Here is a 26,672-nt window from a genome sequence, read left to right as displayed (position 1 = left end):
CGCCGCCAAACGTCATCGGCTGGACCCCGAACTGGTCCATGCCGTGATTCGCGCCGAGTCGGCCTATGATCCGCGTGCACGGTCTCCGGCTGGGGCCTGCGGTCTGATGCAGCTGATGCCGGCGACCGCGCAGCGGTTTGCTGTGCATGATGTCTGGGATCCAGCGCAGAACATCGAGGGCGGTGTCGCCTTTCTGCGTGTGTTGATCGATCGTTTTGAGGGCGATCTCAAGCTCGTGCTCGCGGCCTACAATGCCGGCGAGGGTGCGGTCGCCAAGTATGGCAACCGCATTCCGCCGTATCGGGAGACGCAGCAGTATGTGCGACGGGTATTGGGTTATTTGGGAGTCGGTTGAGCCACAATTCTCATCGCCACCGTCAGTCACATGGGCGACACAGGGGGTCGCGTCATGTCTTGTGGCGACACAACCTGCTGGCTCAACGGCACTCTCGGTAGGTCTCGTTAGTGAACATCGTTGGCGCGGTGGTTGTTCCCCTAACATCCGCAGGTGCTTTATCCCCAATTGAGAAATTTGCGTCCGCTGCCCCTTGCAAGTCTAGGGTGATGGCGTACGACTGTATGGCAGAGATAGCTGCCTCGCTTGCCGACGGCGACGATCGGGGTCTTTTCTAAGGCTGGGCATCTCGTTAGAAGCCCTTTAGTGCAAGCCCGGCATCCTCAACCCACTTACAACAAGTTACACACAAAAGGATCATATTCTGCGAAACGAGAGGTGGATCCCGGAGGCCGCGATCAATCAGTTCTGGGAGTGGGGGTAAATTTGGCTCTACGGTGGAAAATGAAAAAGGCTTAGCATCTGATCGATGCTAAGCCTTTGATTTTATGGCGCGCCCGGAGAGATTCGAACTCCCGACCACCTGGTTCGTAGCCAGGTACTCTATCCAGCTGAGCTACGGGCGCGGCGAGCAGCGAATTATCCGTTGGCTTTTGGATTCTGTCAAGCGCTTGCGTGCCGCACCATTGGCCCCTGATCATCCGCGAGCGGCTGATTAGCAAGCGCTCGGTCGGCAGCTTAGCCTTGCATCCTGTATCCTCTAGCCATCTAGGAGCGCTGCTTGAAGGCGCTGGCTTACGAACAACGATCGAGCGACTGGCTTGGAGGGGGTTTGATGCGTCTGGTGTTGATTGCGCTTGCAGCCCTTTGGGCGGCTGGAGCACTGGTTGCCTTTTTGCAGACGCGCGATCGGCCAGCGGAGGCGAAACGGAGCGCGGCTTATCTGGTGATCTGGCCGGCGCTGTTGGTGCTGGTGTATCTCAATCAGCCATTGCCGTTGTGGGTCTCGGTCCCCCTGTTCTTTGGCTTCATCCCTTGGTTCTTGGCTGGACCACATCTCTGGGGCATCCTGAAGGAGCCGAGCCGGATCAAGCCGGGAGAACTAGTCGGTATTCCGGTCGGTTACTGGAAGTGGGGTGGGCTGGCCGCGGTACTGTTGGGCCTTCTGTTCGATGTCCTTGTGCGGCCCTAACGTTACCCGCGGGGTTGTCTGCGCGTTGCCACTTCGGCTAGTGAAGCGTCTGTTCAGCGTCAGCATCATGGTCAGTCTGAACCGCTACCGCAACGCTCGGTGCGAGCGTCCTCCGCGATCCTTTAGTTGTCTGACTGTTTCTATGCTCCATTGGCACTTATGATCAATCCTCCGAACAACCAGCCACCGGACGACATCCGACAGATTGACGCGCTGCTGCAGATCGTCGCCCGCCTGCGCGATCCTCAGCGCGGCTGCCCCTGGGATCTGAAGCAGACGATGCGCAGCATTTTGCCGTTCACGCTCGAGGAGGCCTATGAGGTGGCCGAGGCGATCGAGAACGACGATATGCCAGAGCTACGCGAGGAACTGGGCGACCTGCTGTTCCAGGTCGCGATCTACTCGCGGATGGCCGAGGAGCGTGACGCTTTCCGCTTCGAGGATGTGGTGGAGGCGATCTGCGACAAGATGATCCGTCGCCATCCGCATGTGTTTGGTGATGTGCGTGTCGAGTCCGAGGCCGAGGTACGGGCAAACTGGGAGCGCATGAAGGCGGATGAACGTGAGGCCAAACACGAGCGTCCGCATATCAGCGTGCTGGATGGCGTGGCTCAAGCCTTGCCCGCGTTGGTGCGCGCCGAGAAGCTGCAAAAGCGTGCCGCCAATGTGGGTTTCGATCTCGACGACCTTGACCATGTGGTTGAAAAGATCCATGAGGAGCTTAATGAATGTGAGGAGACCTTTGCCGAGCATGCCGAGCCGACGGAACGCGTGCATGAGGTTGGCGACCTGCTGTTCTCCTGCGTGAATCTTGCCCGGCATCTGGGCGTTGATGCCGAACAGGCATTGCGAGCGGCCAACCATCGTTTTGAGCGTCGCTTCCAGCGCATTGAGGTCTGCCTCCGCGCCGCTGGTCAGATCCCTGCGCATTCCCAGCGTGCCGAGATGGATCGGTTGTGGGAAATCGTCAAAAACGAACAACATTAACGGCCAGTGCTTGAGGAACCCCCCATTGCTTGAGGAACCCGATGAGCTTCCTCGCGCGTATTGACGACTGCAATCGCTGGGCACCCGGAGATTACATCGCCTTTGTTGTCGATGGCGAGCAGCTCGGGATGGTGCGTACTGAGTTCGCGCAGTCGTTGTGCGAGCCTGATCAAGCCTTTGTGTTAACAGGCCTTGGGCTACAATGGCGCAGCGCGCCAAGCGGGTTTGAGGCTCGGACCGAGGCCATGCAACAGGTCTGCGATGAGCTGATCGCGCGTGGGCTGATCAGTTATCGCCACGGCGAGCAGTATCCAGTCACCGCCGGCCGTCGCCAGGATGCGCGTTTCCTGATCGACCGCGCCTGCGCCCCGTACTTTGGCATACGCGCTTTTGGCCAGCATATCAACGGCTTTGTGCGCCGGCCCGATGGTCTCTGGATGTGGATCGCCCGGCGTTCCGCGGATCGACGCGTCTATCCAAACCGGCTTGATAATATGGTCGCCGGTGGCCTGCCTTGGGGCATCGCACTGAATGACAATCTTCGCAAGGAGTGCGCGGAAGAGGCTGGGATGCCGGCGCAGCTCGCCGATCGGGCCGTGCCAGTTGGCGCCATCACCTATTGTCGCGCTTCCAAGCGCGGCCTCAAGCCGGATGTGATGTACTGCTACGATCTGGAGCTGCCCGCGGACTTCAAGCCAGACTGCCAAGATGGCGAGGTGGCGGGCTTTGAGCTGATGCCGATCGAGCAAGTGGCCGAGATCGTCCGCGACACGAACGCGTTCAAGCTTAACTGCAATCTGGTCATCATCGATTTCTTGGTGCGCCATGGCGTGCTGACACCCGAACATCCCGATTATTTGGAGATCGTGCAACGGCTACGCTCGTTGACCTGAGGGCATCAGGATTGCGACTCCATTGCCCCATCCATTTGTCTCCGGCACCACTCTCGAGGGCACTATGAGCAATCAGTTTGGCATTCAGCGTCGTCAGTCCGTTCAGGTCATGATCGGCGGACTTGCGGTCGGCGGCGATGCGCCGGTGCGCGTGCAGTCGATGACCAATACCGACACCGCTGACATCGATTCTACCGTCACCCAATGCGCCGAGCTGGCCCGCGCGGGCTCTGAGTTTGTGCGCATCACGGTCAATAACGAGACGGCGGCGGCGGCGGTGCCGCGCATTCGCGATCGCTTGGAAGCGATGGGCTCGCCAGTGCCGCTGATCGGCGACTTCCATTTCAATGGCCATCGCCTGCTCAGTGACTACCCGGCCTGTGCCGAGGCGCTCGCCAAGTACCGCATCAACCCCGGCAATGTCGGCCGCGGCGAGAAGCGCGATACACAGTTCGCGACCATGATCGAGATCGCCTGCCGCTACGATCGTCCGGTGCGCATCGGCGTCAACTGGGGCAGCCTCGACCCGGAGCTCATTGCCCGCATGATGGATGCGAATGCGCGCTCCGAGAGCCCCAGGCCTGCCGAAGAGGTGATGCGTGAGGCGATGGTTGAATCCGCGGTCGGTAGCGCGTTACGCGCTGAGGCTCTGGGTCTTGGACGCGATCACATCATCCTCTCCTGCAAGATGAGCGGGGTGCAGGATCTGATCGCCGTTTATCGAATGCTCGCCGCACGCAGCGATCATGCACTGCATCTGGGCTTGACCGAGGCCGGCATGGGGTCGAAAGGTATCGTCGCCTCCACGGCGGCGCTGTCGGTGATCCTGCAGGAGGGGATTGGCGACACTATCCGCGTCTCCTTGACCCCAGCTCCGGGCGAATCGCGCACTCGCGAAGTGGTGGTGGCACAGGAGATCCTGCAAACCATGGGAATGCGCTCGTTTGCCCCCATGGTGACCGCGTGCCCCGGATGCGGTCGGACGACAAGCACCCTGTTTCAGGAGCTTGCGGAAGATATTCAGGGCTATTTGCGCGATCAGATGCCAGTCTGGCGCGAGACCTATCCCGGCGTCGAGACCCTGCGGGTCGCCGTGATGGGCTGTGTCGTCAATGGTCCCGGCGAAAGCAAGCATGCCAACATCGGCATCAGCTTGCCCGGCACCGGCGAGCAGCCCTCTGCACCGGTCTACATCGACGGCGAGAAGGCCAGGACACTGAAAGGCGCTGATATTGCGGCTCAATTCAAGACCATGGTCGATGAGTACATCGTCGAACGCTATGGCAGCTGCTGACAGACGTGCGTGAATGGCGTTCCGCCAGCCGTTCCACTCACCGTTCCACCAACCACCCATCTCACTGCGGAGAAGCACAGGCATGAACATAAAGAGACTCATCTGCTTGAACCTTGCGCTAGCGCTCGCTGGCCCCTTATCGGCTGGTCTTGCCAGCGCGGCTGATGATCCGATGATGGTCAGTGTGAAACGCTTATCTTTGGAGACGTCGCAGCGCATCGCTCAGGCCACCATCGATGCCTGCCGTGAGAAGGGGATTCAGATTGGCGTGACCGTTGTCGACCGTGATGGCGTCATCCAGGCCCAGTTGCGTGACACCATTGCGGCGCCAATCACGGTGCCGATCAGCTATAAGAAGGCCTACACCGCAGCGAACTTCAACGCCGCAACCTCAGCCCTTGAGCCGCGTGCAGATACCGCAGTCGGGCGCCAAGACTTTCTGGTGATGTCAGCAGGAGGTCTACCTATCCAGGTCGGAGGCGCCTTGGTCGGCGGCGTCGGTGTCAGTGGTGCTCCGTCCGGTGAAACCGACGAGGAATGTGCCCAAGCGGGCGTCGACGCGGTTCAAGACGATCTCGACATGGCGATGTAGCCATGAGCTGATGGATGAGGGCCAACGATGGTTGGCCCAAGCGACAGATGATTGCCGAAGTGAACAGGCAGCTGCGTTTTAAGTCCAGCCAGGCTTATAGTATCCGTCCGGTTAGAAGTTACCCGTCGCTCCCGCGGTGATAATGGAGAGCATCTCACCATTGATGGTGATTGCAATCGCCTGTAATTCCTGCGGTAGCTCATAGGCGTTGATGATCATGTCCAGATTGAGCATCTCGAGCCAGAAGCGGCCATCATTGTCTTCGACCAATGCGATCGAGCAGGGCATATAAGCCGCGTAGATGGTGTTGAAGCGCACCATCTTAACTGCATCCTCGGGCCGGCAAAACTGAAAGATCTCGAGCCTCGGCGATTCAATCCCTCGGGCTTGTAGCTCGGCGCTCACATTCTGATGGCCAACCAGCTTCATGTTGAGCTCGACGGCCTTCGAATTCATGGCATCGATGGCATCGTCGGGGCTCATCCCCTCGATGAGACCGATCTTGAGTACTGTTTGTCCGATCTCGTACATGTTGACATCGGGCGCGTTGGTGCTGTCGAGTGCTGAAGCGATTGGCACCGAGAGTAGCAACAGACACAGTAGTGCCGAGGTTGCGAGGATGCGTTTGAGCATGGGTAGGACTCCTTGGGGTAGGCATCGGCAGGCGTTTTAGCCGCCTGCATCAATCATCGTTATCGTCATCATCATCATCATCGTCATCGCTATCCTTATCGTCCTTGTCATCCAGCGTCGCGATAAAGGCGAGGATGTCGAGAAGATCTTCTTCCTCATATTCGTCGAAGGTCTCATCTTCGGGGTCATCGGCGTGGATACGCTCGTCCTGCTGGAACAGCAGGATTTGACGCATCAGGTACTCGTGATATTGGCCGCGTAACGGTGGAGAATCCTTGCGCGATTTTCCCTCCGCCTGACGCCCGTGACAGGACTTGCAATCGTATTTGTAGAGCCGTCGACCCGAGCGCGCGCTGCCATCTTCTGGCTGTGGGACATCGAGATCGATCTCGAGATCGGAGATATAACCCGCCAGATCCATGAGTTGGCGATCATCATAGGTCTTGAGACCGCCGACGACGAGCATTGCATCGTAGCCGCGGAGGCCGCTCTGATAATCACGCAGGGCGTTCATCAGATAGTATTCAGGAAACCCGGCAATGCGTGGGTATTTGCCCCCGAGGATGCCTTGACCACGTTGGCCGTGGCAGAGGGCGCATTGGCGAAACATCACCTCGCCCTCAGCGAGGTTCGGCTCGTAATCGTCCAAGGCCTCGTTTCGAGCCTCGTAATCCTCCCTGGCCGAGGCAGATGGAATCAGGATCATCAAGCCCAGTGGAACCGCAACTAGCGCGGCGAGAAGCGAACGCGTCAGCGACATCGAAACTTGCTCCGTTCTCTCTTTTGATGGGGCTTCGCTCGTACGAAGCTTGAGAAGGTCTCTATTCAGAATGGGCCAGTCAGAATAGGCCAATCAGAATGGGCCGAGCCTTCAGGTTGTTTTCAGCGCAGCTAACATAGGCGATTGGCTGAGGCGCTGCAACCGCGTTAAAAACCATAAACTTCTTGGTGAAAAGGCCTTCATTCTTTGCTGCTTCTTCCTTTGCAGCCTCTTCCTTCGCGGCTTCTTCGCTGATCAGGATCGACATCGGCAGCTCGAGGCCACCTAGGACGGGGTAACGAGGAGCCATTGATGCCGATGGTACTGATCGACACGACTGCGCCAACGCGCCGACCGCTGGCGAGTGCCCAGTGGATCGACGGCGACGCAACATAACATGCGGGCCTGTTTGATTGATTGCTGGATGCTGTACACAGGCGACTTCGACGACGCGTGGCGTCAGTGATACTGCTCGGTGGTGTAATGGCCAGGCTCGAGTCGTTTGTGCCGGTGCAGCCCATGTGCCTCCAGCCAGGCGCGCACATCCTTGATCATCTCCGAGTTGCCGCAGAGCATCAGATGGCTATCCTCTGTGGTGATCTTGGCGCCGGCAGCGTCTTCGAGCACGCCGTTCTCAAGTAGGTTGGTGATGCGACCCTGCAGCGCTGTCTCACTTGAGTCGCGCGTGAGTGCGGTGATGAAGGTGAAGGCCCCTTCATGCTGGGCTTGCAGCTCGGCGATGGTCTCGCCATAGGCCAGTTCGCCGGTGTTGCGCGCCCCGTGCACCAAGATGATTCGCTCGAAACGCTCCCAGGGCTCCGACGTCTTCAGGATCGATAGGAAAACACCCAGAGCCGTACCCGTTGCCAGCATCCACAGATGTCGACGCGAGACCACGTTATCCATGGTGAAGACGCCGCTCGCCTTAGCCGAGACCCAGATGCGATCACCGATCTCGAGATCGGACAGCCTGGGCGTCAGCGGACCTTCAGGGATCTCATTGAAGTAGATCTCGAGTGGCTGCTCCTGTGGTGCATTGACCAGGGAATAAGGCCGCCCGACACGCTCACCGTCCAGATCCAGCGCCACTTTGATGTACTGTCCGGCTTGGAATGACTCCAGTGGTGCCTCGATCTGCAGGCTGTATAGCGCCTGTGACCAGTGCCGCTTACCAATGACTCGACCTTCGATCCAATCAACCATCGAAATCCACCTCTCACGCTGCTCTATGTTGCGATTCTATGTTGGGATTTGCCTTAGGTGGCCCCGGAAAGACCTTTTCAAACCTTGTACAGCCAATGTTCAGAAGCGGATCGTTATTCGCCCCAGCTAGCAGGTCACTAGAAAAAAGAGGATGAGGTCTAAAACCTTTCACTGACAGGTGTTTGCAAGGTGCGCACGAGGGTCTTGTGTTCAGGCGCCAGCATCCCATCTTGAGGTTGTCAAGACTTTGTACAACCACAAATGAGGCCAACCGATGCGCATACTGGCTTTAATGATGATCCTTGGAGGACTCAGCATGTCGACCAACGCCGCCGCGAACTGCGGCCCCGCCCTTGATTTCGAGCTCCGCCGCCTCGCTGGCGATGAGAGGGTCAAGCTCTGCGATGCCTACCAAGGCAAGGTGGTGCTAATGGTCAACACCGCGAGCAAGTGCGGTTTTACGGGTCAGTACGAGGGTCTCGAAGCGCTCTACGATCGGTACAAGGATCGCGGGCTGGTTGTGCTGGGCTTTCCCTCGAATGATTTCGGCAACCAAGAGCCGGGCAGCGAGGAGCAGATCCAGCAATTCTGTCGGCTCACCTACTCAGTCGAGTTCCCGATGTTCGAGAAGATCCACGTCAAGAAGGGCAAGGCAGACCCGCTTTTTCAATACCTTGCCTCACAAACGGGTGCTTACCCGAAATGGAACTTCTATAAGTATCTGATCGATCGAGAAGGCAAGGTTGTCGACTACTTCTCAAGCATCACCTCGCCAGAAAGCAAGAAATTTCTGAATGCGATCGAAAAATTGCTGTGATGTCAGGAGGCGAATCCCGTCTTCCCCTGCCAGAAGAGACGGTGGAATCTTGGTTTGCTCACTGCGGCCTGAGCCTTGAGAATGGAGGCTGAGAACGACGGCTCGGCCGTTGATGCAAGGAGACTGCTGTTGTGACCAAACGCCCGTCTTCCCCTGAAGACCTTGAGCATGAGGCCATGGAGGGCCCACCACCAATGCTGCCAGACGACTTCGGGGTCGAGCCCATCGGCTCGCCCACCGATGCGCTGTCCGAGATGGCGGAGGCGATGCCGGGGATGCGCATCCCGCCCCATAATCTGCAGGCTGAACAGTCGCTGCTTGGCGCTCTGATGCTCGAGAACAGCGTCTGGGAGCAGGTGGCGGACAAGGTGCGCGAGACGGATTTCTACCGCCAAGAACATCAGCTGATCTTCCGCGCCATCCATATCCTGGCCGAGCAAGATCAGCCATTCGATGTGATCACGCTGGCCGAGGCGCTCGACAAGCGCAAACTGCTCGACGACATGGGCGGGATGACCTACCTCGCTGAGATCGATCGCAACACGGGTTCGGCTGCGAATGCCGCACATTACGCACGCATCGTCCGCTTCAACTCGGTCTTGCGCCAGCTGATTCGCGCCGGCACCGGCATCGCTGACCTGGCCTTCGACACCAAGGGGCGCAGCGAGGCTGAGATCCTCGACGCCGCCGAGGCCAAGGTGTTTGAGATCGCCGAGCAGTTGACCCGCGGCGGTGGCTTCAAGTCGATCGAAGAGCTTCTCACCATCGCGGTCCACAAAATCGATGAGCTCTACCATCGCGGCGAGCCGATCACCGGCCTACCGACCGGCTTCATCGATTTCGATATGAAGACCTCTGGCCTGCAGCCCTCCGACCTGATCATCTGCGCGGGCAGGCCGTCGATGGGCAAGACGAGCTTTGCGATGAACATGGCTGAAAATGTCGCGATCAAGACGGGAAAGGGCGTCGCGGTGTTTAGTATGGAGATGCCCGGCGATGCCTTGGCGATGCGCATGATGTCCTCACTTGGGCAGATCGATCAGCATCGGGTGCGGACGGGTAAGCTGACCGAAGAGGACTGGCCGCGGCTCACCTCTGCGGTGACCATGCTCTCACAGGCGCCGATGTATATCGATGACACCCCGGCGTTGTCACCAACCGATCTTCGTGCGCGGGTGCGCCGGCTGCAGCGTGATCTCAAGCGCGAAGAGAAGGAGCTTGGGATGATCGTCATCGACTATCTGCAGCTGATGCAGGCGCCCAGTGAAGGCGAAAACCGTGCGACCGAGATCTCCGCCATCTCTCGTTCTCTCAAGGCGTTGGCAAAGGAACTTCATGTTCCAGTTGTCGCCTTGTCGCAGCTGAATCGGAGCCTCGAACAGCGTCCCAACAAACGCCCTCAGATGTCCGATCTGAGGGAATGCGTGACAGGCGAGACACGCGTTGTCCTCGCTGACGGATGCTGGGTGCCGATTGCAACCTTAGTGGGGACTGCTCCAGAGGTCGTTGCTGTTGATAGCAAACACCAGCTTGTCACGGCCAAGGCCGACAAGATTTGGAGCACTGGGCGTAAGCCGGTTTTCTCCATCAAGCTCAGCAGTGGCCGCCGGGTGCGTGCTACCGCACAGCATCGTTTTCTGACGGGTACCCGTTGGCAAACGGTTGATCAGCTCGGACTAGGCGATCGACTGGCCATCGCGCGTGAGCTTAGTGATCCGGTTTCTGTTGAGCATTGGCCAGAGGCTGAGATCATTTTATTTGCCCATCTACTCGGTGATGGCAGCTACCTCAGCGGGCAGCCGCTGCGCTATACCACTGCCTCGGAAGACAATAGCCAGATTGTGAGTGAGTGTGCCGCCCATTTTGGTGTCCAGGTCAACCGGCATCGCGGGCGGGGCGCTTGGCATCAGCTCGTTTTTAGTGGTAATGGAAATCGGTGGCCTCCCAGCGGGATCAACAAATGGCTGCGTGATCTCGGCGTCTTCGGCCAGCGCTCTCATGAGAAACGCGTCCCCAGCGGGATCTTCCGTCTACCACGAGCCCAAATCGCGCTTTTCTTGAAACATCTCTGGGCCACTGATGGCACGATCTCGGTTCGCAAACCGGGGCAACGCGGAAGCCACGGCGTCCATTTAAGCACCAACAGCCGAGGGCTTGCCGAAGACGTCGCTGCGCTGCTTCTGCGTCTCGGGATTGTGGCAAGGATTCAGGCGGTCAATGTCGCTCACTATCGGACCACCTACCTGGTCTGGATCAGGGGAGCGATGGCGCAGCGGCTCTTCCTCGATCGCGTTGGCGCATTCGGGCCGCGCCTCGGCGCAGCTGCCGAGCTACGCTCGCGGCTGCTTGGGATTGTTGAGAATCCAAATGTTGATACGCTTCCACGAGAGGTCTTTGAACGCGTTCAAGCATCCATGCAAGTTCATGGCGTGACGCATCGGCAGATGGCGAGTCTGCGAGGCACTTCATCTGGGGGATCAGCGCATTTTCGGTTCTCGCCATCGCGCAAGACGCTAATGAGCGATGCCGAATTGCTCGACGATAGCGAGCTTCTTGTGGAAGCCACGAGCGGTTTGTTTTGGGATACCGTGGTTGCGGTGGAGCCGGATGGAGAAGAAGAGGTCTACGATCTAACGGTTCCCGGTCCGGCTTCCTGGTTGGCAGAGGGCATCGTCAGTCATAACTCGGGTGCCATCGAGCAGGATGCAGACGTCATCGCCTTTATTTACCGCGATGAGGTCTACAACGAGGACAGCCCGGACAAAGGCGTCGCCGAAATCATTATCGCCAAACAGCGCAACGGGCCGATCGGTACCGTCAAGCTTGCGTTCCTCGGACAGTTCACCAAATTCGAGAACCTGGCCGAGGACCTTTACGGGGATCTGGGATATCAATGATCGTCGCCCCCGTCGCGCAGATCGATCTCGAGGCACTACGGCATAACCTTGCGGTATGCCGGGCCGCAGCGCCGAACAGCCGCGTTTGGGCCGTGATTAAGGCCGATGCCTATGGCCATGGCATGGGGCACTGTGCCGCTGCTCTGGAGTCGGCCGACGGCTTCGCGGTAGCGCGGGTGCAAGAGGCGCTTGGGCTGCGCGCAATTGGCATCAGCAAGCCGCTGCTGGTGATGGAAGGTGCTGCGAGTGAGGCAGAGCTGAGTGCAGCGCTGTCGATGCAGGTCGAGCTGACGGTTCACTCAAGCTGGCAGCTCGAGATGGTCCTGAGCCAGCTCCAGGCCAATCCGCAGCCAAGGCCGCAACGCCTTTGGCTCAAGCTTGATACCGGTATGGGACGGCTTGGTCTGCAACATGAAGAGGCCGTGGCGCTGATCAAACGCTTGCGCGCACCAGCTTCGGCATCCTGCACAACGCAACAAACCTCGGCGCTAGGTTTGACGCGGACGTCACCGCTGGAGCTTGCCGGCCTCATGACGCATCTGGCCAACGCCGATGATCCGTCGCATCCAATGACTTCGGCGCAGTGCGAGCAGGCGAGGTCGCTTGCCGAGCGGTTTGGCCTGCCGCTGTCGATCGGCAACTCGGCTGGCATCCTCGCGCATGCGGCTGCAAGGAGCGATTGGGTAAGACCGGGGATCATGCTCTACGGTGGCTCACCCTTGCTGAACCATTCAGCGGCAGCGCTCGATCTGCGTCCGGTGATGACCCTGTCGAGCCAGTTGATCGCCGTGCGCGAGTTCAACGCTGGCGCGCCGATCGGCTATGGCAGCACCTACCGCTGCCCGGAACCGATGCGCGTTGGCGTGGTGGCGATTGGTTACGGCGATGGCTACCCGCGCCATGCGCCGACCGGCACGCCCGTGCTGGTCGGTGGCCAGCGTGCCGCGTTGCTGGGGCGCGTCTCCATGGACATGATCAGCGTCGATCTTCGGCCGATACCGGATGCAGAGGTGGGCGATCGGGTGATCTTGTGGGGCCAAGGTCTGCCGGTCGAGGAGGTGGCGGAGCAGGTCGGCACCATCAACTATGAGCTGTTGTGCAGGCTCTCGCCGCGGGTCAGCGTGGTTCACGAGCGCTTAGAACAGCCTTTAACATCGGCACCAGAGGCGCCGCCGGTGCAGGTCAGGCAGCAGGGGCAAGAGCAAGAGCCGATCCAAGTCAGGCCGCAAGGGCCGGAGCAGGGGCCTTGAGTCCGACAGCCAAGAAGGGGCGTAGCGTCTACGTCTGCAACAGCTGCGGCGCCCAGTCACCGAAATGGAGCGGACGCTGCACTGACTGCGGTGCCTGGAACAGCATCGAGCAGCTCACTTTACCGCCCAAAGCCGCGAGCCGACCAGGTGGCGGCGGCTACGCTGGGGCCGCTGGACAGGCTGGGCGCGCTGACCTGAGCGTCATCCACCGACTCGCCGAGATCCCCCCTGAACAGGAGGTGCGCACTCCGAGCGGTATTGCCGAGCTTGATCGGGTGCTCGGCGGTGGGCTGGTGCAAGGCTCGGTGGTGCTGATCGGGGGTGATCCGGGCATCGGTAAATCGACCCTGCTGCTGCAAGCCTGCGCCGCCATCGACGCCAACCCGGCCTTCACCTCGACCAAAGGCTCGGTGCTCTACGTTACTGGCGAGGAATCGCCGCAGCAGGTGAGCCTACGAGCGCAACGGTTGGGACTCGAGCCAGGTGGACTCAATCTGCTCGCTGAGACCTGCATCGAACAGATCTTGGCCACCGCCGCGGCTGAGGCGCCACGCGTGCTGGTGATCGATTCCATCCAAACCCTGTTTACCGAGGCCCTGACCTCAGCGCCCGGCTCGGTCTCGCAGGTGCGCGAGACCGCCGCTCAGTTGGTGCGCTATGCCAAGCTCACCGACACCACAGTGTTCCTGGTCGGCCATGTCACCAAGGAGGGTGCCTTGGCCGGGCCGCGGGTGCTCGAGCACATGGTCGATACCGTGCTCTATTTCGAGGGCGAATCCGGTAGCGCCCATCGGTTGGTGCGGGCGGTCAAGAATCGCTTCGGCGCTGTCAATGAGCTTGGCGTCTTCGCGATGACCGACCGCGGACTGCGCCAAGTCTCGAACCCCTCGGCGATCTTCCTCTCGCGCCACACCGAGCCGTCGCCGGGCTCGGTGGTGCTGGTTACCCGAGAAGGTACACGTCCGATGCTGGTCGAGGTGCAGGCGTTGGTTGATCAAAGCCCGCTGGCCAATCCGCGCCGGCTTGCGGTAGGTTTAGAACAGAACCGGTTAGCGATGCTGTTGGCCGTGTTGCACCGTCATGGCGGTATCGCGATGTTCGACCAAGACGTCTTCACCAACGTCGTGGGCGGCGTGCGCGTGACCGAGACCGCAGCCGATCTGGCGGTGCTGTTCGCTGTGCTCTCAAGTTTTCGCGATCAGGCCTTACCCGTGGACCTGGTCGTCTTCGGTGAGGCGGGCTTGTCCGGCGAGATACGACCGGTGCCAAACGGCCCGGATCGGCTCCGCGAGGCCGCTAAGCACGGATTCAAGCGGGCCGTGGTGCCCAAGGCGAACCTGCCCAAAGGGGGCCTCGATGGACTCAAGATTCAGCCCGTATTGACCCTGCGCGATGCGATCGACGCCATCTGAGCAGATGAGCGCGCGAGCTGCGCTAGACGCTGGCAACTCGGCGCGATACTTGTCGCTTATCTCTGCGTGATGGCAAGGCTAATGCCGGACCTTCGCCGGGCATCTATCGGAACTCCATCGGAACTCAGTGTGCGACTGCTCGCGCCGCTTGCTCGCGAGTAAAAAACTGACCATCGCGGATGAAGCCAGAGACGATCTCAGGCTCGGCCGCGATGACATGGCCAGCGGCGTCTCGGCATTGCACCCAGGCCTCGGGCAGCCCGTCGAGAACGTGGACGGGGGCCGGCCGGCCATCAGCGAACCGTGACAGTTCGATCGCGCCAGTCGCCTGATTGAGGTAGCCAGGTCGCCAACCCAATGCGCGATTGGCCTCGCTGATGCCGCGCGTCTTCGCATACAACGCATTTTCATTGCGGAGCGCCAGCTCAGTCAGCGCCCCCTGCATCCGCCGTGAGTGTTCGCGACGGCTGCGCGGTGAGTCGAGAGCCTGAGTCTGGATCTGAAGCTGTGTGTGGTCAGTGTACATTGTCGTGCTCCTCTAGCTGTTACTAGACTTATCGGCAGCGCAGAGCCAATCCCGAATGCCGTCTTGGCGAAAGACGGCCAAGGCGGTCCAGCTCCGATCCGTTCTGTGATCTTCATCACAATCTCAGAGGCGCTGGTCGGAGTCGGTACTCGCGGCAATCAGATCTTGCAGGTTGATGCGGGCGACAGTGAGATCGGCGAGGTTTTGTAACTGCAGCTTTCTCATGACTCCGGCGCGATGAAACTCGGCCGTGCGCACGCTGATGCCAAGCGCGTCTGCGACCATACGGTTACTCTTGCCGGCCGTGATCTGCTCAAACACCTGTTGCTCGCGGGGCGTTAATGTTTGATAGCGTTCAAGCAGTTGCGGATCTGGCTCGCGTCCAGGCAGGGTTGGAGCCGGGTGCTCGTTGAGGGTGTTCTGCACCAGCTCTAGCACGGTCTGTGGGTTGAAGGGCTTGGTGATGAAGTCGACGGCACCGAGCTTCATGGCGCGCACCGCCATCGGGATGTCGCCGTAAGCGGTAATCATGATGGCTGGAATGTCGATGCCTGATTCGCGCAGCCGCTCAAGCAGGGTCATGCCACTGATTCCGGGCATGCGCACGTCCACGAGCAAACATCCCGAGCGCATCTGCAGCAGCGCGCCAGAGCTCAACAGCTCGGCGCCACTGCTAAAGGTCATCGTGCGGATAGAAACCGACTCGAAGAGCATGCAGAGTGCATCGCGGAGCGTTGGGTCGTCGTCGACGATGAAGACGACGGGTTCGGTGTTCATCGAGAACCCTCAAGGCCTGAAGTCTGAGCGCCTCATCTGGGCGCCTGAATACCCGATATGATACCGGGCTCAGTCCGTTCTTGTGACCCGCTTACAGAGGTGCTGCCCCCTAAGCTATGCGCGGGATTTGCCCGTGTTCCGCGCAGCAGCTCCATGATCCTGCTCGCAACCTCAACTTGCTCTTCGACCCCTTTGAGTGCCTCATGCAATGAAGGGATGTCGAGACCGGCCTGGGAGGCCAGGGCTCGTGCGGCCATGGCATAGCACCGGGCCGAGCTCAAGGGCTGAGCGAGATCGTGGAGGAGAGAGCCCGCGAGCGCGTCCGGCAGCTGGTTCCCGAGCGGTGTTGCCGGCGCCTCTGGGGTCCGCTCGCAGGCGGCCCGCAGCGGTTGGAGAGCCCATTGAGTTCGTTCTGGCGCCGTTTCCGCGGTCAAGGCTTCGCGCGCCGCCGCGGACGCCACGGCTTGCTCGAGCAGTTCGAAAGAGACCGGTTTCACCAGGTGGTGATCGAAGCCAACCTCAGCCGAGCGCCTCCGCGCACTGGCGTCACCGAGTCCGGTCATGGCAATCAGCCGAATGGCGTTCCAGTCTGCCCGGCTGCGGATGCGAACAGCCACTTCGTGGCCATCAAGACCCGGCATGCCGATATCCAAGATCAGGATCTCGGCGAGCTCCTCTTCAAGCGCGCTCAAAGCGGAATGACCATTATAGGCAACGCGGACCTGGGCGCCCTTGAGCTCAAGCGCCCGCGCTAAGCTTGATGCCGCATCGCGATTGTCATCGACCACGAGGATGCGACGCTTGCTGAAGATCGAGGCGCTCTCGGCCTGGGACTGCATGGGCAACGCAGTGCCACAGGTCTCATCAACAGCGAGGGGCAGGTAGACCTGGATCTTGGTGCCTTGCCCAGGTCCAGCGCTAAACGCCTCAACCCGACCTCCATGAAGCTGGACAAGCGTTCGCACCAAGGTCAATCCAATCCCAAGTCCGCCGTCATGTTCTGTTGGCGTGCCATGACCTTGAGCGAACATATCGAACACGCGCGGCAGGATCTCCGCCGGGATGCCGGAACCGGAATCCTCCACCGATACCTTGACCTCGTCGCGCGTTAGACGATGCGCGCTGATGCGAATGATCTGGCCGGCCTGGGTGTATTTGATCGCGTTGTTGAGCAGATTGCCGAAGATCTGAATCAGTCGGGTCGGATCGCCGTCGAGCCAGAGAGATTGACTCGGTGGCAGTTCGACTTGTAGTCGTTGGCCGGCGGTCTGCAGGATGGGATGCACCATTTCCACCGCGCTGTCGATCACGCTGGCCAGGTCGAGACGCTCCTTGACCAGATTGACCTTGCCATGGGTGATCCGCGAGACATCCATCAGGTCATCCACCAACCGCACCAAGTGGCCCAGATAACGCTCCATCATCTCGCGAGCCTCGGCGTCGGCGCGGGTTCCCGCATTCTGAAGCCGGAGGATCTCGAGCGCATTGCAAATCGGCACCAATGGGTTGCGTAGCTCATGCGCCAAGGTGGCGAGGAAGGCGTCTTTGCGCCGATCGCTCTCGCGCAGCTCCTGTGCGAGCTGCGCCGCCTGCTCGCGGGCGACCAAGGCCTGCGACAAGAGTTCTAGCGCCTCGGCGCGCGAGGCCTTGAGTGCTTCCTGATGCTGGCGCAGTTGGTTCAGTATGGCCCGGTCGGCTTCGAGTCGGGTCAGGTCGGTCCCGACCAGGCAGATCATCGCCTCTCCGGGGCGCGGTAGACGGCTGGCCCAGAGATGCATTGGCACTTCCGCGCCGCTGACGCTGCGAAACACGATGCGGTCATCGGCAGTGCCATCTTGGGATGCGTTGAGCAGCCGTCGCAATCCTGCAACCTCAGTCGGGGCGACGAGCTCTTCGATCGGATGGCCCAGCAGGCCACTGCGTCCGCGCTCGAGGAGCGCAGCAGCGCGGTCGTTGACGTAGAGTAGGAGTCCATCCGCGGAGACGGCGAGCCCGGCCTCGTTCATGGTCTCGACCATGAGCCGATGCAGGTTCTCCGTCTCGGTGAGTGAGAAGACCCGATCACCTTTGCTGCCGCTGACGATGACGGCGTCGACCTCACCCTCGCGAATCGCGCGCAAGGCGTCTTCGGCTTCCTCAAGGCGAGCGCGCAGCTCGAGGTTCTCGGCGATGAGGTCATCGGTCGAGTGCTCTGCCGGTGTTTCCAAGAGGCTTCTGAGGTCGACGTGCGGCGGTTTTGACCCTGGCGGCAGCATGAGTATCGGTCAGCCCCGCGGATCGGGTGCCTCTGTCCTGGCGCGCAGGTCGAGCCCGACCAATACCCGGTGCTCGTCTGCCATGTCACCGATCAGACGGCGCAATGGCAGCGGCAGGCGTTTGATTAGGGTCGGTGCCGCTAGGATCTGGTCGTGTTTGGCAAGGGATGGGCGTTCGTAGATGTCGACGATCTCAAGTGCATACTGGCCAGTTAGATGCTTCTCGCAGACATCCTTGACGGATTGGATGGCCATGACGGAGCGGGGGGTCAAGCTGGCGACATAGAGTGTCAAGACATAGTCTGAGTCAGTGGGTCTGTCGGCGGGTCTGTCAGTAGGCCTGAGCGACAGGCAGGGGTCACCAGCCTCCTGGAGGGCCACCTCTGCAATGCGATCCTTGTCAGCGGCATCATTGGGCGCGGGCGGTCGGGTGGCGTTCATGGCGATCCCCTGCTGCATCGTTGCGGGTCATGGGCGCGGGCGCAGGTCAAGACCGACCAGCACACGCTCTGTATTGGAGAGATCACCGATGATCTTGCGCACGGGCTCCGGGAGCTTGCGGACAAGGGTCGGCACGGCCACGATCTGATCGCCCCGCGCAAGCGTGGGGTTGTCAAGAAGATCAATGACTTCGATATCGTATCGCCCCGCGATATGGGTGTCGCAGAGGCGCTTGAGGTTCTCTAGGGCGCGTAATGAGCGTGGATTCTGACCGGCCACATAAAGCCGTAGACTCCAACCGTCTCCTGGTGACTGCGTTGGATCACCGGGAGACTGCGTCGGCATCTGGAGCTCGGTCATCGATCGATCTCCGCAAAGGAAATGGAGGTCTCGAACAGTTGGATACCCCTGTCATTGAGGCGAAGCTCATTGACCTCATGCGAGTGCGCCATGCCACGGCTCTTGAGCACAGAGAGCAAGCGATGACGCCGCTTACCCGCGGGGGCCATGCGCAGCAGGAGCCAGGTGTCGATCAATGACCTCATTTGTCAAGGCCGCAAAGAGGGCATCAAGACCATCCAGCGCGACACGCTTCGCGCCGACCTCAGCAATGGCGCTGCTGAGTCGCACGAAGATCCCCTCCAGATCATCGTCGACGGTCTCCTCGATCTCTTGGCGCTCAAGCTGCACGCTATCCAGGGCGACGCGTTGTTGCTCGACCAAGCGATCAAGGGCAAACCCGCGTGAGTCGACATTCGCACCCAGCTCGGGCTCAGTTTCCCCAAACGCCATGAAGACCCCAGGCTCATCGAAATCGCACGCCCGCGCACGACGAACTCCATCGCCAGCAGCGTCTTACCACAGTTAGCAACGCTCGCGACCAGTGTGGGCCGGCCCTGGGGTAAGCCAGCCCCGGTGATCTGGTCGAGACCGCGGATGCCGGTCGGACACTTGGAGACACCAGGGGAAGCGCGCGTATTGGTGGGTTGGGTCATGGATGCGTGGGGAAGGTACGGCGTGGGGAAGGTACGGAAGCTGGGCTTGGCGATGACTCACATGAGCGGACTCTATAAAGCAGATCGCGACCGGGAGCAATTGCAGCCGCCAATGGGCGCCGGCGTCTAGACACTAAGTGATTAATTTTAATTGGTTTAATCCTGTCTCTGAGCCTGTAGAAAGCGAACCAAGTAAAAATACCTGTCAGTTTATCTTGACATATCCGCATGTCTAGCTAAACTGACGCATGTCGGGTCGGGAATCAGGTAGAGCCACGTCGGCCAGGCTACTTTCTGACGGCTGGCCCGACCATGCTCTTAGGTCGCGGCATCTGAAGCCGCGGTGATCCGCCGCCCAACGGGCGGCACAACGCAAAGACCCTTTTGGAGGGCGAATCGATGGCAGACATGAAGAGCCTTTCCGGCCTCAGCCCGGAGCAAGCGAAGGAATTTCACGAGCAGTTCAAGGTCACCTATACGGCTTTCGTCGGCATTGCCGCTGTTGCCCATATCCTGGTTCTAGCCTGGAAACCTTGGTTCTAACAGAGCGAGACCTGAGTCATGTTTGAAAATGTTCTCAATTACAAGCCGAAAGAGCGCGATTATCTCGTCTGGACAATCGTGCATCCGGCGGTTTGGTTGATACCAATTCTGATTGTTGTCTTGTTGATCGCCTTAGCTGTCCACTCGGTCGTGCTAGATGAAGGCAGCAAATACAACTTCTTAGCGGAAGCCGATGAGGCTCCAGCCGCAGTTGCCGAGGTGGCTCCTGCTGCACCAGCAGCCCCCGCCGCAGCACCAGAAGCAGCACCAGAAGCAGCACCAGAAGCAGCACCAGCGGCTGAATAAGGGTACGAGGTCCAATGTACTGTGCCGAAGCGGCCCAGTGCTATCTGCCGTCGAATCTTCGTACGGCGTTACTTGGCAATTCGAGAGAGGTCAATCCGATGATGGGTCTACCCCCTGATCAAGCGAAAGAGTTCCACGAACAGTTCAAGATTACCTACACGGCGTTCGTCAGCATCGCGGCAGTTGCTCACCTGCTGGTGTTGGCTTGGAAGCCTTGGTTCTGAAACTGGTTCTGAACCACCTTGGCACCCTGATCGCACTAGTCTAACTAGTCGAACTTGACTTCATTCAACATAGAGGATTCATCAATGGCTGATCAACAAATTCCACGTCCACGTAACCCTGAAGACGATTGGAAGATCTGGACTGTCTGCCATCCTGGGATTTGGCTGATGCCGATCCTGTTCGTGGTTCTGCTGATCGCTTTGGCCGTGCATTCGGTCGTTCTAGACAGCGCGAAGTACAACTTCCTCGCCGGCTGAATCTCCCGATCTCAGGCGTCGTTGGTGTTCAGCTAGCACGTCTGTCGATTGCGTACAGCGTCGTTCCGCTGGCCCTAGTAGGCCGCGGAGCGGCGCAGTCATACACTCCCGCCCGCCACCATCTCCAGCGCTGCTGTGCAGATCCTATTGCCTATAGACGGCAGGGATGCGCTTGAAAATAGTTGTATGTGAGAAGCGTTCGTATTATCGTAGAGGCTATCGTCGCTTCTTTTTGCGGTTGCCGCTATGTTCGACATCCTCACAACCTCTCCGGGTCAGACGCACTTATCGCTGTCATCGACCGGCTCGGCGCTGAGCACCCAGCTCGTTCAAACATTGCAACAGCAGACCCTGAGTCCCGCCGTATCAGCCAGGGCTCGGCGGATGCGGGTGCACCATCGTGTTGCCAGTCGCCTGCGGGTCTCTCTGCCTCTGCTTCGAGGCAATCCAGACCTGACGCAGGCCTTTGTCAATGCCTTGGATGCCGATCCCTGTATTCATTCGGTGCGCGCAAATCCTGCCTGCGGCAGCATTGTCATTCAGCATCGGCTCGATATCTTGTCTGAGGACCGGTTGCTGGTGTTTCTATCCGCGGTGCTCGAGCCATTACTTGGAGAGCGGGGCAATCAAGGACGCACTCAGGTGCCTGCTCAGATGCCTGCTCAGATGCCGTCCGCTCCACGATTCACTCGGTGGGCGGTCAGGCAGCGTCCACACGCGAAGCCACAACAAGCTGAGCGGAGCTGCAGAGGCACTGCGCTGAACCGTCAGCTACTGACCTGGCCACTCGCCGATTTAAGCCTTGGCCTTAGGCGCGAGCCCAGCGGGGCTGCACCCTTGCCAAACAGAGGCCTTCCGAAACCCAAGCCGACAACCTTTGCTCCTACTGATCGATGCTGGCTGTGCAATCTAAATCAGCACCTAATGCAGACGTATGTGAGATTTTCCTTGAAGTGTTGGTGGCAGGATCGACGTCGCGCACTCGCGCAGCGATTTGCCGCCCTGATGCAGCGCCCGTCTTGTTTCGGTCTTCAAAGCAGATGCTGAGGGCTCAGCCTAGTGCAACGCTGCCGAAGTCCCGATACATGCTGACCACTCACACCATTGTCGATATTCGAGCTTGGGCACTTGCTGGTGGTATCGAATCTTTGGCAGCTTTGCACTAGGGGGTTGTTCCGCTGATCAGTTGATTCAATCGAGCAGCCAAGTCTCGCAACAGATTAGCTTGACCATTGAGCTGCTCTGAGGCAGCAGCGGCTTCCTCAGCATTGGAGGCTGTCTGTTGCGTCACCTCGCTGACCTGTTGCAGAGCAAGGGTAATTTGCTCAATCCCTTCATTTTGTTCGGCGGTGCTAGCGTCCATCTTCTGCATTGCCGCATACACCCGGTCAACATCAGAATGTATCTCGCTGAGCGCGTTATCGACGTGACTTGCTCTCTGCGTTACCTCACCTAAAAGCGAGACGACCGACGCATTGGTTGCCACCCCTCTCTCGCTCGACCTGACCGAGGCATCAATCAACGATGCTGTTTCCTTCGCCGCCGCGGCGGCTTGCTCTGCGAGGTTCCGAACCTCTTCTGCGACAACCGCAAAGCCGGAGCCCGCATCTCCAGCACGAGCGGCTTCGACCGAGGCGTTCAGGGCAAGCAAGTTGGTCTGAAACGCGATGGCATCGATCGTGCCAATGATCTTATAGATCGAGGCGCTCGCGTGTTGGATCTCTGCGATGGCCTGGTTCAGTTCAGCGACCGAGGTGCTGACCTGGCTGACCGCCGCAGATAAATCATGCATGGAGTCGACGCCGTTTTTAGCCGCATCCTTGGCCTCGCGGGCATTTTCGCTCGTTTGTCGCGACAGTTCGATATTCTGGCTCAATAGTTCTCTCATGCTCTGCATGCTTGCGGTCGATTCCTCCAACGAGGCCGCCTGCTCATTCGCACCTTGTGCCAGCGATTGGCTTGACGCCGATACCTGTTCTGAGGCCTTTTCCGTTTCCAGACTGCCAGCCCATAGCGCTTTTGTAATCCTGTCCAGTGGTCGAGTGATGCTGCGTGTCAGCAGGAAGAAGAGGGCTCCGGCAACCGCGGCCATGACTAAGGTGAGCAAGAATACCCAGTTTGTGACGGCATTGATCGCCTGTTCGACACCCTCTGCTGCTGCGTAGAATTCATCGTCATAGGCGCCGGCCGCGATTAACCAGTCCCAATCGGCAAAGTAACCGTAAACAACGGTTTTTTGTCTCGGCTTCCGATCTCCAGGGTTTCTCCACTCATAGACGATGGACGCCGTCTCATTTGGTTTTAGCTGCCGAGTTGTATCCAGCATCTCTTTGATAAAAAAACGTCCTGAAGCATCCTGGCTGTCGAGCACATTTTCACCATCGCGCATGCGATTATCAGAAAGCACATAGACGCCTGCGTCCTTGCCCTTCGTATTCAGTACATAGATATAGCCGCTCTCGCCAATTTGGCGTGTCGCCAACTGATCCAAGAGCTCCTTGGTTGCAGCCTCTTCTGGTGCGCCGACATAGAGAATTCCGGTGACCCGGCCCAATTCGTCCAACAATGGCTTATAGGCTGTCACATACCAGCGATCGACGACATAGGCCCGCCCGACGTAAGTCTTCCCGGCAAGCACTTCGGTGAGCACGGGATTAGGATTGCCGTCTGGATTAACCGCAGGGATAAAGGTTGCCACCGCCCGCTGACCATTCTTTTCGACATTCGTCGCGATCCGCAGCATATCGCCGGCTGCGTTCATTCGTTGGAACAGTGTCAGGGTATCGCCAGTAAGCGCCCCAATCGCATCAACGAGCGGAACCTCTTGCTCGAATGAATCCTCTTGAAAGATAGGTAAATCATCGCCGAGAAAAGCGACGGGAAGCAAAAGCCTTTGCTCATCTCCTGTGTATTGATTACTGACCGTCCACTCAACGGTATCGGTCTCGGAAAAATGGATGCCACCAAGTTGATCTAACTTATCTGAAGCCAGCGCTAGCAACTTATGGATGTTCTCCTGCAGCAAAAGCTGTGTGATCTCGACTGTCTGCCGAATCCCTTGTACCTCCTGTTCCATCTGATCAAAGCCCTCCTTAACCACAGACTGCTTGGCCAAGTTAGAAATCGTGTTAGATTGTATGTAGAGAAAGATGGCAACCATCGCAAGGGGTATTACAGCAACTCCTAATCCGGCCGTCAGCAGTTTAATCTTTAGGCTTAAAGAAGGCATATTATCAGGCTCGACTTTATAGATTGGTGATAACAGCTTGCTTTTAGGCTGACACCTTTTCGATGGACATCAGCGAAGACGATTGTAGAGTCTCCAAGTGCTCAGCGCAGAATAGCGCGTATCTCCACGCCTGTGCCGAGGTTATTTGCTGTAGACGAGCATTACCCCCATGCCAGCCACCATCAAGCCGATCAGGTCCGTCGTCATCAAAGTATCGCCGAACGCCGCCCAGGCCATCAGCATGGTAACCGGCGGGCTGAGATAGAACAGGCTCGCGACCCGGGTGGCTTCCTGGCGTGTCAGCAAACGCCACATCGTCCAATAGGCACCAAAGGACACCGGCAGAATCAGCCATGCGAGTGTTGCGATGAACGGTGGCGTCCAGTCCGTCGCAAAGCCCTCTAGCCACCAGGCGGGTCCCAGCAATGCCAGCGCCGTAGCCAGACCTTGGTAGAACAGGTTCATGTCCAGGGGTAGATCGGCGCTAGTGCCGGCCTTTGCCCAACCGCGCTGGAGCAGGCTCGCGATGGTCATTCCCGCCATTGAGAGAAACGGTAGCAGATAGGCGATCTTCGGCACCGGTGAGTCCAGTGACAGCCGGGCGCCGATCGCGATGGCAACGCCAACGAAGCCATGCAGCAGCCCAATCCATTGGCGCGGCTCGGTCCGTTCACCCAGCAGGTGCCCTGATAACGCGCCAGTGACCAGCGGCTGTAACGCGGTCGCCAGGGCAACGATACCGGCTGGTACGCCTTGTTTCAGGGCTAGCATCACGCAGCTGAGCCAAACGCCGTGTGCCAGTACGCCAACGATTGCCGCATGTCCCACAGCTTGAGCGCCTGGCCATCTGAGTTGCCTGCGCAAGACCAGCCAGAGGCCAAGTAACAGTGTCAGGCTTGCGTAGCGCCAAAGCATCAACGTCCAGGGACCGGCGTAAGGCAAGCCGTACTCAGCGCCGATGAAGCCAGAATTCCAAAGCAGCACGAACAGGAGCTCAAGGCCGAACAAACGAGCGAGGAGGCGTCGCATCATGACTCCTGTGATCAGTGTGAACTATTGCCGGATGGAGTTGGCCCCGCCTTGGGTCATGGTGATTCAGGATGCAGTGATTCAGTACTTAGCGTGGTGAACGGATCGGTGAACGCCGAGCCCAGGCAGGCGAGTGACAAATCTGTCACCAGCCTTAAGGAGCTGTCTATTTGGGCTCTTTCAATTTGGCTCGAGTGGTTCAGCCGATTGTTCGGGTCTAATCAGCCGCGGCTATGGACACGGGCGGCTGAACAGTGGTGACGACGACCTGTCGTCCTAGGAGAATTAGGCGGGGAATTAGGAGGAAGACGCCATCCGACAGCGCTCCGGCGCGTCGATGGAAGTGGCGTTTGGAAACATGCTCAGCCAGGGGATGCGAAGGCCATAGCCATTGACGTCGACGGCTTCCTTGGGGCATTCCTGGCTCACACGACGGGCGATGGATTGCAGTCGAGCGGAATCAAACTTAAAATAGGGGGGCATAAAGCCAGCGTCTTCGTTGACGAAGATCAACGTATCCGAGGTGCCTGCCTTTACTGTTTCGATTCGATATTGAACCTCGCGTCCGTCGCCTGTTGCGCCAGTAATCTGCACCTCCCAGGATTTCGGACCCCAGCGGAGATAAAGAAAACCGAGCACTAACACGACGACGACAACAAGGCCGATTTTCAGGTTCTTTTTCATCACATTCTGCTCCTTGTTCAGTTAACGAGGTTCAGTTAACGAGGTTCAGTTAACGAGGTTCAGTTAACGAGGTTCAGTTAATGGGTGGTTCTGCCCGCGAGCGGACGTCTCAAGGTCTGAGCAACGACCACAGAGGATTTTGTGAGCCGTTCACGACAGCGCTGCCGTGACGGCTGCAGCCATATTCCGCGCGGAATACAGCCAATGAGTCCGGTGTCTGGTGCGGCTAGGTCCACTGGTGATTGTCGACCTGACGCTCTGCCTCTTCCTTGGTGATGCCGTAACGTTCCTGGATCTTGCCAACCAACTTATCCTTTTGGCCTTCGACGGCGAGTAGATCATCGTCGGTCAGCTTTGCCCAGCGGGTCTTCGCCTGACCTTGCAGTTGATTCCATTTGCCTTTAATTTCGTCCCAGTTCATGAGATTCACCTTTTTGGTCATGGTGTTATTGATAGGCTCAGCGCGCTCGGCAGAGAAGAGGGGTTCTCTCGTCTCACCAAGACAGGCTCGCCTCAATGCACTTGCAGCATATCCTGTGCCAGTTGCAGAGCGATCAGAGGACTGAGGGGCTGAATCTCGGCTAGATTCTTCATCTGTTGCGATAGGCCCAAGCCATGACCTCTATTGAAGGGGTGAGGCTGCTGGGATACGGATTCTCGACGTTCGCTGCTCGCCATGGAAAGCGAAGCGAAGGCGCGTAGTCCCCGGTAGGCGTGGGCGCGTGCGTACTGCCGCAGTGGCGAAGGGGCGTAGACCCGAAGCCGCGTAGGCAGGATGCAAAGCGCATCCCACACGCCGTCAAGCCATTCGCCGTAGGGCCGGTGCGCAGCCCGAACGCGCCCAGCGGGCGCTGTTCGTGGCGCAGCAGCGGCCCGGAGCGGGGCGAACCGGGGCCCAATGGCTGTCGACGAGCGCAGTCATTTTGGCGACTTGGAGTCCCAAAATGTATCGCGAGCACGGCGACACTCTTGGGAGCGGGCGGTCTCGGGATGAGATCTGACGTCTGCTGCAGAGGTTGGCGCTTGTGATGAACCTAATTCTCAGGGGGGCAGGTTGCTGAAATCCCCCAGCGCTGGTTTAAATGCCCCAAATCAAAGCTGCCTAATGTACTTTCCCTAATGCACTTCGCGGTGCTGCCGCTGATGGCACTGCTCTCAGCGGGATGGCGGGATGGCGGAA

The 26,672-nt window shown here is 59.0% G+C and carries 29 protein-coding genes, 1 tRNA gene and 1 pseudogene; 15 read left to right on the top strand and 16 right to left on the bottom strand.

What is annotated here, in order from left to right:
- Positions 1–355 (top strand): lytic transglycosylase domain-containing protein (locus VBE63_RS16230; protein WP_323684071.1); only part of this gene is annotated, 355 nt, incomplete at its 5' end.
- 489 nt (positions 356–844) lie between these two features.
- Here VBE63_RS16230 and VBE63_RS16225 read toward each other — a convergent pair.
- Positions 845–921, bottom strand: a tRNA-Arg gene (locus tag VBE63_RS16225).
- 209 nt (positions 922–1,130) lie between these two features.
- Between VBE63_RS16225 and VBE63_RS16220 the strand changes: the two genes are divergently transcribed.
- The 5 genes from VBE63_RS16220 to VBE63_RS16200 all read left to right on the top strand — a co-directional run bounded on the left by VBE63_RS16220 (position 1,131) and on the right by VBE63_RS16200 (position 5,253).
- A complete protein-coding gene (locus tag VBE63_RS16220; RefSeq protein WP_323684069.1) occupies positions 1,131–1,487 on the top strand; it encodes a hypothetical protein in 357 nt (118 codons plus the stop codon).
- A gap of 159 nt (positions 1,488–1,646) precedes the next feature.
- Positions 1,647–2,474 (top strand): nucleoside triphosphate pyrophosphohydrolase, encoded by an 828-nt coding sequence (gene mazG / locus VBE63_RS16215; protein WP_323684068.1) that lies wholly within the window; start codon positions 1,647–1,649, stop codon positions 2,472–2,474.
- 41 nt (positions 2,475–2,515) lie between these two features.
- Complete coding sequence (locus VBE63_RS16210; protein ID WP_323684067.1) at positions 2,516–3,367, top strand: DUF4743 domain-containing protein; 852 nt, start codon at positions 2,516–2,518, stop codon at positions 3,365–3,367.
- Between the two features lie 64 nt (positions 3,368–3,431).
- A complete protein-coding gene (ispG, locus tag VBE63_RS16205) occupies positions 3,432–4,661 on the top strand; it encodes a flavodoxin-dependent (E)-4-hydroxy-3-methylbut-2-enyl-diphosphate synthase (protein WP_323684066.1) in 1,230 nt (409 codons plus the stop codon).
- 82 nt (positions 4,662–4,743) lie between these two features.
- Entirely contained in the window at positions 4,744–5,253 is a 510-nt protein-coding gene (locus VBE63_RS16200) for a heme-binding protein (protein WP_323684065.1), read from the top strand.
- Between the two features lie 111 nt (positions 5,254–5,364).
- On the opposite strand, the gene VBE63_RS16195 is transcribed toward VBE63_RS16200, so the two are convergent.
- The 4 genes from VBE63_RS16195 to VBE63_RS16180 all read right to left on the bottom strand — a co-directional run bounded on the left by VBE63_RS16195 (position 5,365) and on the right by VBE63_RS16180 (position 7,849).
- Complete coding sequence (locus tag VBE63_RS16195; protein WP_323684064.1) at positions 5,365–5,886, bottom strand: DUF302 domain-containing protein; 522 nt, start codon at positions 5,884–5,886, stop codon at positions 5,365–5,367.
- A gap of 49 nt (positions 5,887–5,935) precedes the next feature.
- Positions 5,936–6,646, bottom strand: a complete 711-nt coding sequence (locus VBE63_RS16190; protein ID WP_323684063.1) for a c-type cytochrome — start codon at positions 6,644–6,646, stop codon at positions 5,936–5,938.
- A 79-nt stretch (positions 6,647–6,725) separates the two neighbouring features.
- A complete protein-coding gene (locus VBE63_RS16185; RefSeq protein WP_323684062.1) occupies positions 6,726–6,914 on the bottom strand; it encodes a hypothetical protein in 189 nt (62 codons plus the stop codon).
- Between the two features lie 191 nt (positions 6,915–7,105).
- A complete protein-coding gene (locus VBE63_RS16180) occupies positions 7,106–7,849 on the bottom strand; it encodes a ferredoxin--NADP reductase (protein WP_323684061.1) in 744 nt (247 codons plus the stop codon).
- Between the two features lie 316 nt (positions 7,850–8,165).
- Between VBE63_RS16180 and VBE63_RS16175 the strand changes: the two genes are divergently transcribed.
- The 4 genes from VBE63_RS16175 (at position 8,166) to radA (ending at position 14,225) form a co-directional block, all read left to right on the top strand.
- Entirely contained in the window at positions 8,166–8,666 is a 501-nt protein-coding gene (locus VBE63_RS16175; protein ID WP_323684060.1) for a glutathione peroxidase, read from the top strand.
- Between the two features lie 254 nt (positions 8,667–8,920).
- A complete protein-coding gene (locus VBE63_RS16170) occupies positions 8,921–11,563 on the top strand; it encodes a replicative DNA helicase (protein ID WP_416274573.1) in 2,643 nt (880 codons plus the stop codon).
- Positions 11,560–12,813 (top strand): alanine racemase, encoded by a 1,254-nt coding sequence (alr, locus tag VBE63_RS16165; RefSeq protein WP_323684059.1) that lies wholly within the window; start codon positions 11,560–11,562, stop codon positions 12,811–12,813. The genes VBE63_RS16170 and alr overlap by 4 nt, the downstream gene beginning before the upstream one ends.
- Positions 12,810–14,225, top strand: a complete 1,416-nt coding sequence (gene radA, locus VBE63_RS16160) for a DNA repair protein RadA (protein WP_323684058.1) — start codon at positions 12,810–12,812, stop codon at positions 14,223–14,225. Before alr ends, radA begins: the two co-directional genes overlap by 4 nt.
- A 124-nt stretch (positions 14,226–14,349) precedes the next feature.
- On the opposite strand, the gene VBE63_RS16155 is transcribed toward radA, so the two are convergent.
- From VBE63_RS16155 to VBE63_RS16125, 7 genes and pseudogenes are all read right to left on the bottom strand, one after another.
- Positions 14,350–14,751 (bottom strand): hypothetical protein, encoded by a 402-nt coding sequence (locus tag VBE63_RS16155; RefSeq protein WP_323684057.1) that lies wholly within the window; start codon positions 14,749–14,751, stop codon positions 14,350–14,352.
- Positions 14,752–14,874: 123 nt separating this feature from the next.
- Complete coding sequence (locus VBE63_RS16150) at positions 14,875–15,528, bottom strand: response regulator transcription factor (RefSeq protein ID WP_323684056.1); 654 nt, start codon at positions 15,526–15,528, stop codon at positions 14,875–14,877.
- A 32-nt stretch (positions 15,529–15,560) separates the two neighbouring features.
- Entirely contained in the window at positions 15,561–17,735 is a 2,175-nt protein-coding gene (locus VBE63_RS16145; RefSeq protein WP_323684055.1) for an ATP-binding protein, read from the bottom strand.
- A 57-nt stretch (positions 17,736–17,792) separates the two neighbouring features.
- Entirely contained in the window at positions 17,793–18,224 is a 432-nt protein-coding gene (locus VBE63_RS16140; RefSeq protein WP_323684054.1) for a circadian clock KaiB family protein, read from the bottom strand.
- Positions 18,225–18,251: 27 nt separating this feature from the next.
- Positions 18,252–18,569 (bottom strand): circadian clock KaiB family protein, encoded by a 318-nt coding sequence (locus VBE63_RS16135; RefSeq protein WP_323684073.1) that lies wholly within the window; start codon positions 18,567–18,569, stop codon positions 18,252–18,254.
- Between the two features lie 147 nt (positions 18,570–18,716).
- Positions 18,717–19,016, bottom strand: coding sequence for an ATPase domain-containing protein (locus VBE63_RS16130; protein ID WP_323684053.1), 300 nt, complete (start codon positions 19,014–19,016; stop codon positions 18,717–18,719).
- 89 nt (positions 19,017–19,105) lie between these two features.
- Positions 19,106–19,219, bottom strand: a pseudogene (locus tag VBE63_RS16125) (hypothetical protein); the annotation flags it as partial.
- Positions 19,220–19,618: 399 nt separating this feature from the next.
- Between VBE63_RS16125 and pufB (VBE63_RS16120) the strand changes: the two are divergent.
- The 5 genes from pufB (VBE63_RS16120) to VBE63_RS31435 all read left to right on the top strand — a co-directional run bounded on the left by pufB (VBE63_RS16120) (position 19,619) and on the right by VBE63_RS31435 (position 21,597).
- Positions 19,619–19,762: a light-harvesting antenna LH1, beta subunit gene (gene pufB / locus VBE63_RS16120; protein ID WP_201246699.1), complete on the top strand. Its 144-nt coding sequence runs from the start codon at positions 19,619–19,621 to the stop codon at positions 19,760–19,762.
- Positions 19,763–19,780: 18 nt separating this feature from the next.
- On the top strand, positions 19,781–20,068 hold the full coding sequence (gene pufA / locus VBE63_RS16115; protein WP_323684052.1) for a light-harvesting antenna LH1, alpha subunit: 288 nt from the start codon (positions 19,781–19,783) through the stop codon (positions 20,066–20,068).
- Between the two features lie 98 nt (positions 20,069–20,166).
- Complete coding sequence (pufB, locus tag VBE63_RS16110) at positions 20,167–20,292, top strand: light-harvesting antenna LH1, beta subunit (RefSeq protein ID WP_323684072.1); 126 nt, start codon at positions 20,167–20,169, stop codon at positions 20,290–20,292.
- 84 nt (positions 20,293–20,376) lie between these two features.
- On the top strand, positions 20,377–20,550 hold the full coding sequence (pufA, locus tag VBE63_RS16105) for a light-harvesting antenna LH1, alpha subunit (RefSeq protein ID WP_323684051.1): 174 nt from the start codon (positions 20,377–20,379) through the stop codon (positions 20,548–20,550).
- A gap of 246 nt (positions 20,551–20,796) precedes the next feature.
- Positions 20,797–21,597, top strand: coding sequence for an HMA2 domain-containing protein (locus VBE63_RS31435; RefSeq protein WP_416274572.1), 801 nt, complete (start codon positions 20,797–20,799; stop codon positions 21,595–21,597).
- A 115-nt stretch (positions 21,598–21,712) separates the two neighbouring features.
- Here VBE63_RS31435 and VBE63_RS16100 read toward each other — a convergent pair whose 3' ends face one another.
- The 4 genes from VBE63_RS16100 to VBE63_RS16085 form a co-directional block, all read right to left on the bottom strand.
- Complete coding sequence (locus tag VBE63_RS16100) at positions 21,713–23,779, bottom strand: methyl-accepting chemotaxis protein (protein WP_323684050.1); 2,067 nt, start codon at positions 23,777–23,779, stop codon at positions 21,713–21,715.
- Between the two features lie 141 nt (positions 23,780–23,920).
- Entirely contained in the window at positions 23,921–24,811 is an 891-nt protein-coding gene (locus VBE63_RS16095) for a DMT family transporter (protein WP_323684049.1), read from the bottom strand.
- Positions 24,812–25,105: 294 nt separating this feature from the next.
- Positions 25,106–25,492 (bottom strand): DUF1523 family protein, encoded by a 387-nt coding sequence (locus VBE63_RS16090; protein WP_323684048.1) that lies wholly within the window; start codon positions 25,490–25,492, stop codon positions 25,106–25,108.
- A gap of 226 nt (positions 25,493–25,718) precedes the next feature.
- Positions 25,719–25,913, bottom strand: coding sequence for a CsbD family protein (locus VBE63_RS16085; protein WP_323684047.1), 195 nt, complete (start codon positions 25,911–25,913; stop codon positions 25,719–25,721).
- Between the last annotated feature and the right edge of the window lie 759 nt (positions 25,914–26,672).

It is taken from the genome of Lamprobacter sp., assembly GCF_034860625.1.
Taxonomy (GTDB): domain Bacteria; phylum Pseudomonadota; class Gammaproteobacteria; order Chromatiales; family Chromatiaceae; genus Lamprobacter.
This window is presented reverse-complemented; position numbering and strand designations above follow the sequence as displayed.

What these genes read in the sequence shown, in the direction of transcription:
- VBE63_RS16095 (WP_323684049.1), bottom strand. Translation starts at nt 24,811, where the DNA reads ATGATGCGACGCCTCCTCGCTCGTTTGTTCGGCCTTGAGCTCCTGTTC.
- VBE63_RS16180 (WP_323684061.1), bottom strand. Translation starts at nt 7,849, where the DNA reads ATGGTTGATTGGATCGAAGGTCGAGTCATTGGTAAGCGGCACTGGTCA.
- VBE63_RS16185 (WP_323684062.1), bottom strand. Translation starts at nt 6,914, where the DNA reads ATGTCGATCCTGATCAGCGAAGAAGCCGCGAAGGAAGAGGCTGCAAAG.
- pufA (WP_323684052.1), top strand. Translation starts at nt 19,781, where the DNA reads ATGTTTGAAAATGTTCTCAATTACAAGCCGAAAGAGCGCGATTATCTC.
- mazG (WP_323684068.1), top strand. Translation starts at nt 1,647, where the DNA reads ATGATCAATCCTCCGAACAACCAGCCACCGGACGACATCCGACAGATT.
- VBE63_RS16130 (WP_323684053.1), bottom strand. Translation starts at nt 19,016, where the DNA reads ATGGCGTTTGGGGAAACTGAGCCCGAGCTGGGTGCGAATGTCGACTCA.
- VBE63_RS16170 (WP_416274573.1), top strand. Translation starts at nt 8,921, where the DNA reads ATGGCGGAGGCGATGCCGGGGATGCGCATCCCGCCCCATAATCTGCAG.
- VBE63_RS16100 (WP_323684050.1), bottom strand. Translation starts at nt 23,779, where the DNA reads ATGCCTTCTTTAAGCCTAAAGATTAAACTGCTGACGGCCGGATTAGGA.
- VBE63_RS16085 (WP_323684047.1), bottom strand. Translation starts at nt 25,913, where the DNA reads ATGAACTGGGACGAAATTAAAGGCAAATGGAATCAACTGCAAGGTCAG.
- VBE63_RS16140 (WP_323684054.1), bottom strand. Translation starts at nt 18,224, where the DNA reads ATGAACGCCACCCGACCGCCCGCGCCCAATGATGCCGCTGACAAGGAT.
- pufA (WP_323684051.1), top strand. Translation starts at nt 20,377, where the DNA reads ATGGCTGATCAACAAATTCCACGTCCACGTAACCCTGAAGACGATTGG.
- VBE63_RS16090 (WP_323684048.1), bottom strand. Translation starts at nt 25,492, where the DNA reads ATGAAAAAGAACCTGAAAATCGGCCTTGTTGTCGTCGTCGTGTTAGTG.
- VBE63_RS16135 (WP_323684073.1), bottom strand. Translation starts at nt 18,569, where the DNA reads ATGCCGACGCAGTCTCCCGGTGATCCAACGCAGTCACCAGGAGACGGT.
- VBE63_RS16220 (WP_323684069.1), top strand. Translation starts at nt 1,131, where the DNA reads ATGCGTCTGGTGTTGATTGCGCTTGCAGCCCTTTGGGCGGCTGGAGCA.
- ispG (WP_323684066.1), top strand. Translation starts at nt 3,432, where the DNA reads ATGAGCAATCAGTTTGGCATTCAGCGTCGTCAGTCCGTTCAGGTCATG.
- VBE63_RS16200 (WP_323684065.1), top strand. Translation starts at nt 4,744, where the DNA reads ATGAACATAAAGAGACTCATCTGCTTGAACCTTGCGCTAGCGCTCGCT.
- alr (WP_323684059.1), top strand. Translation starts at nt 11,560, where the DNA reads ATGATCGTCGCCCCCGTCGCGCAGATCGATCTCGAGGCACTACGGCAT.
- pufB (WP_201246699.1), top strand. Translation starts at nt 19,619, where the DNA reads ATGGCAGACATGAAGAGCCTTTCCGGCCTCAGCCCGGAGCAAGCGAAG.
- VBE63_RS16195 (WP_323684064.1), bottom strand. Translation starts at nt 5,886, where the DNA reads ATGCTCAAACGCATCCTCGCAACCTCGGCACTACTGTGTCTGTTGCTA.
- VBE63_RS16190 (WP_323684063.1), bottom strand. Translation starts at nt 6,646, where the DNA reads ATGTCGCTGACGCGTTCGCTTCTCGCCGCGCTAGTTGCGGTTCCACTG.
- VBE63_RS16175 (WP_323684060.1), top strand. Translation starts at nt 8,166, where the DNA reads ATGTCGACCAACGCCGCCGCGAACTGCGGCCCCGCCCTTGATTTCGAG.
- VBE63_RS16210 (WP_323684067.1), top strand. Translation starts at nt 2,516, where the DNA reads ATGAGCTTCCTCGCGCGTATTGACGACTGCAATCGCTGGGCACCCGGA.
- VBE63_RS31435 (WP_416274572.1), top strand. Translation starts at nt 20,797, where the DNA reads ATGTTCGACATCCTCACAACCTCTCCGGGTCAGACGCACTTATCGCTG.
- VBE63_RS16150 (WP_323684056.1), bottom strand. Translation starts at nt 15,528, where the DNA reads ATGAACACCGAACCCGTCGTCTTCATCGTCGACGACGACCCAACGCTC.
- pufB (WP_323684072.1), top strand. Translation starts at nt 20,167, where the DNA reads ATGATGGGTCTACCCCCTGATCAAGCGAAAGAGTTCCACGAACAGTTC.
- VBE63_RS16155 (WP_323684057.1), bottom strand. Translation starts at nt 14,751, where the DNA reads ATGTACACTGACCACACACAGCTTCAGATCCAGACTCAGGCTCTCGAC.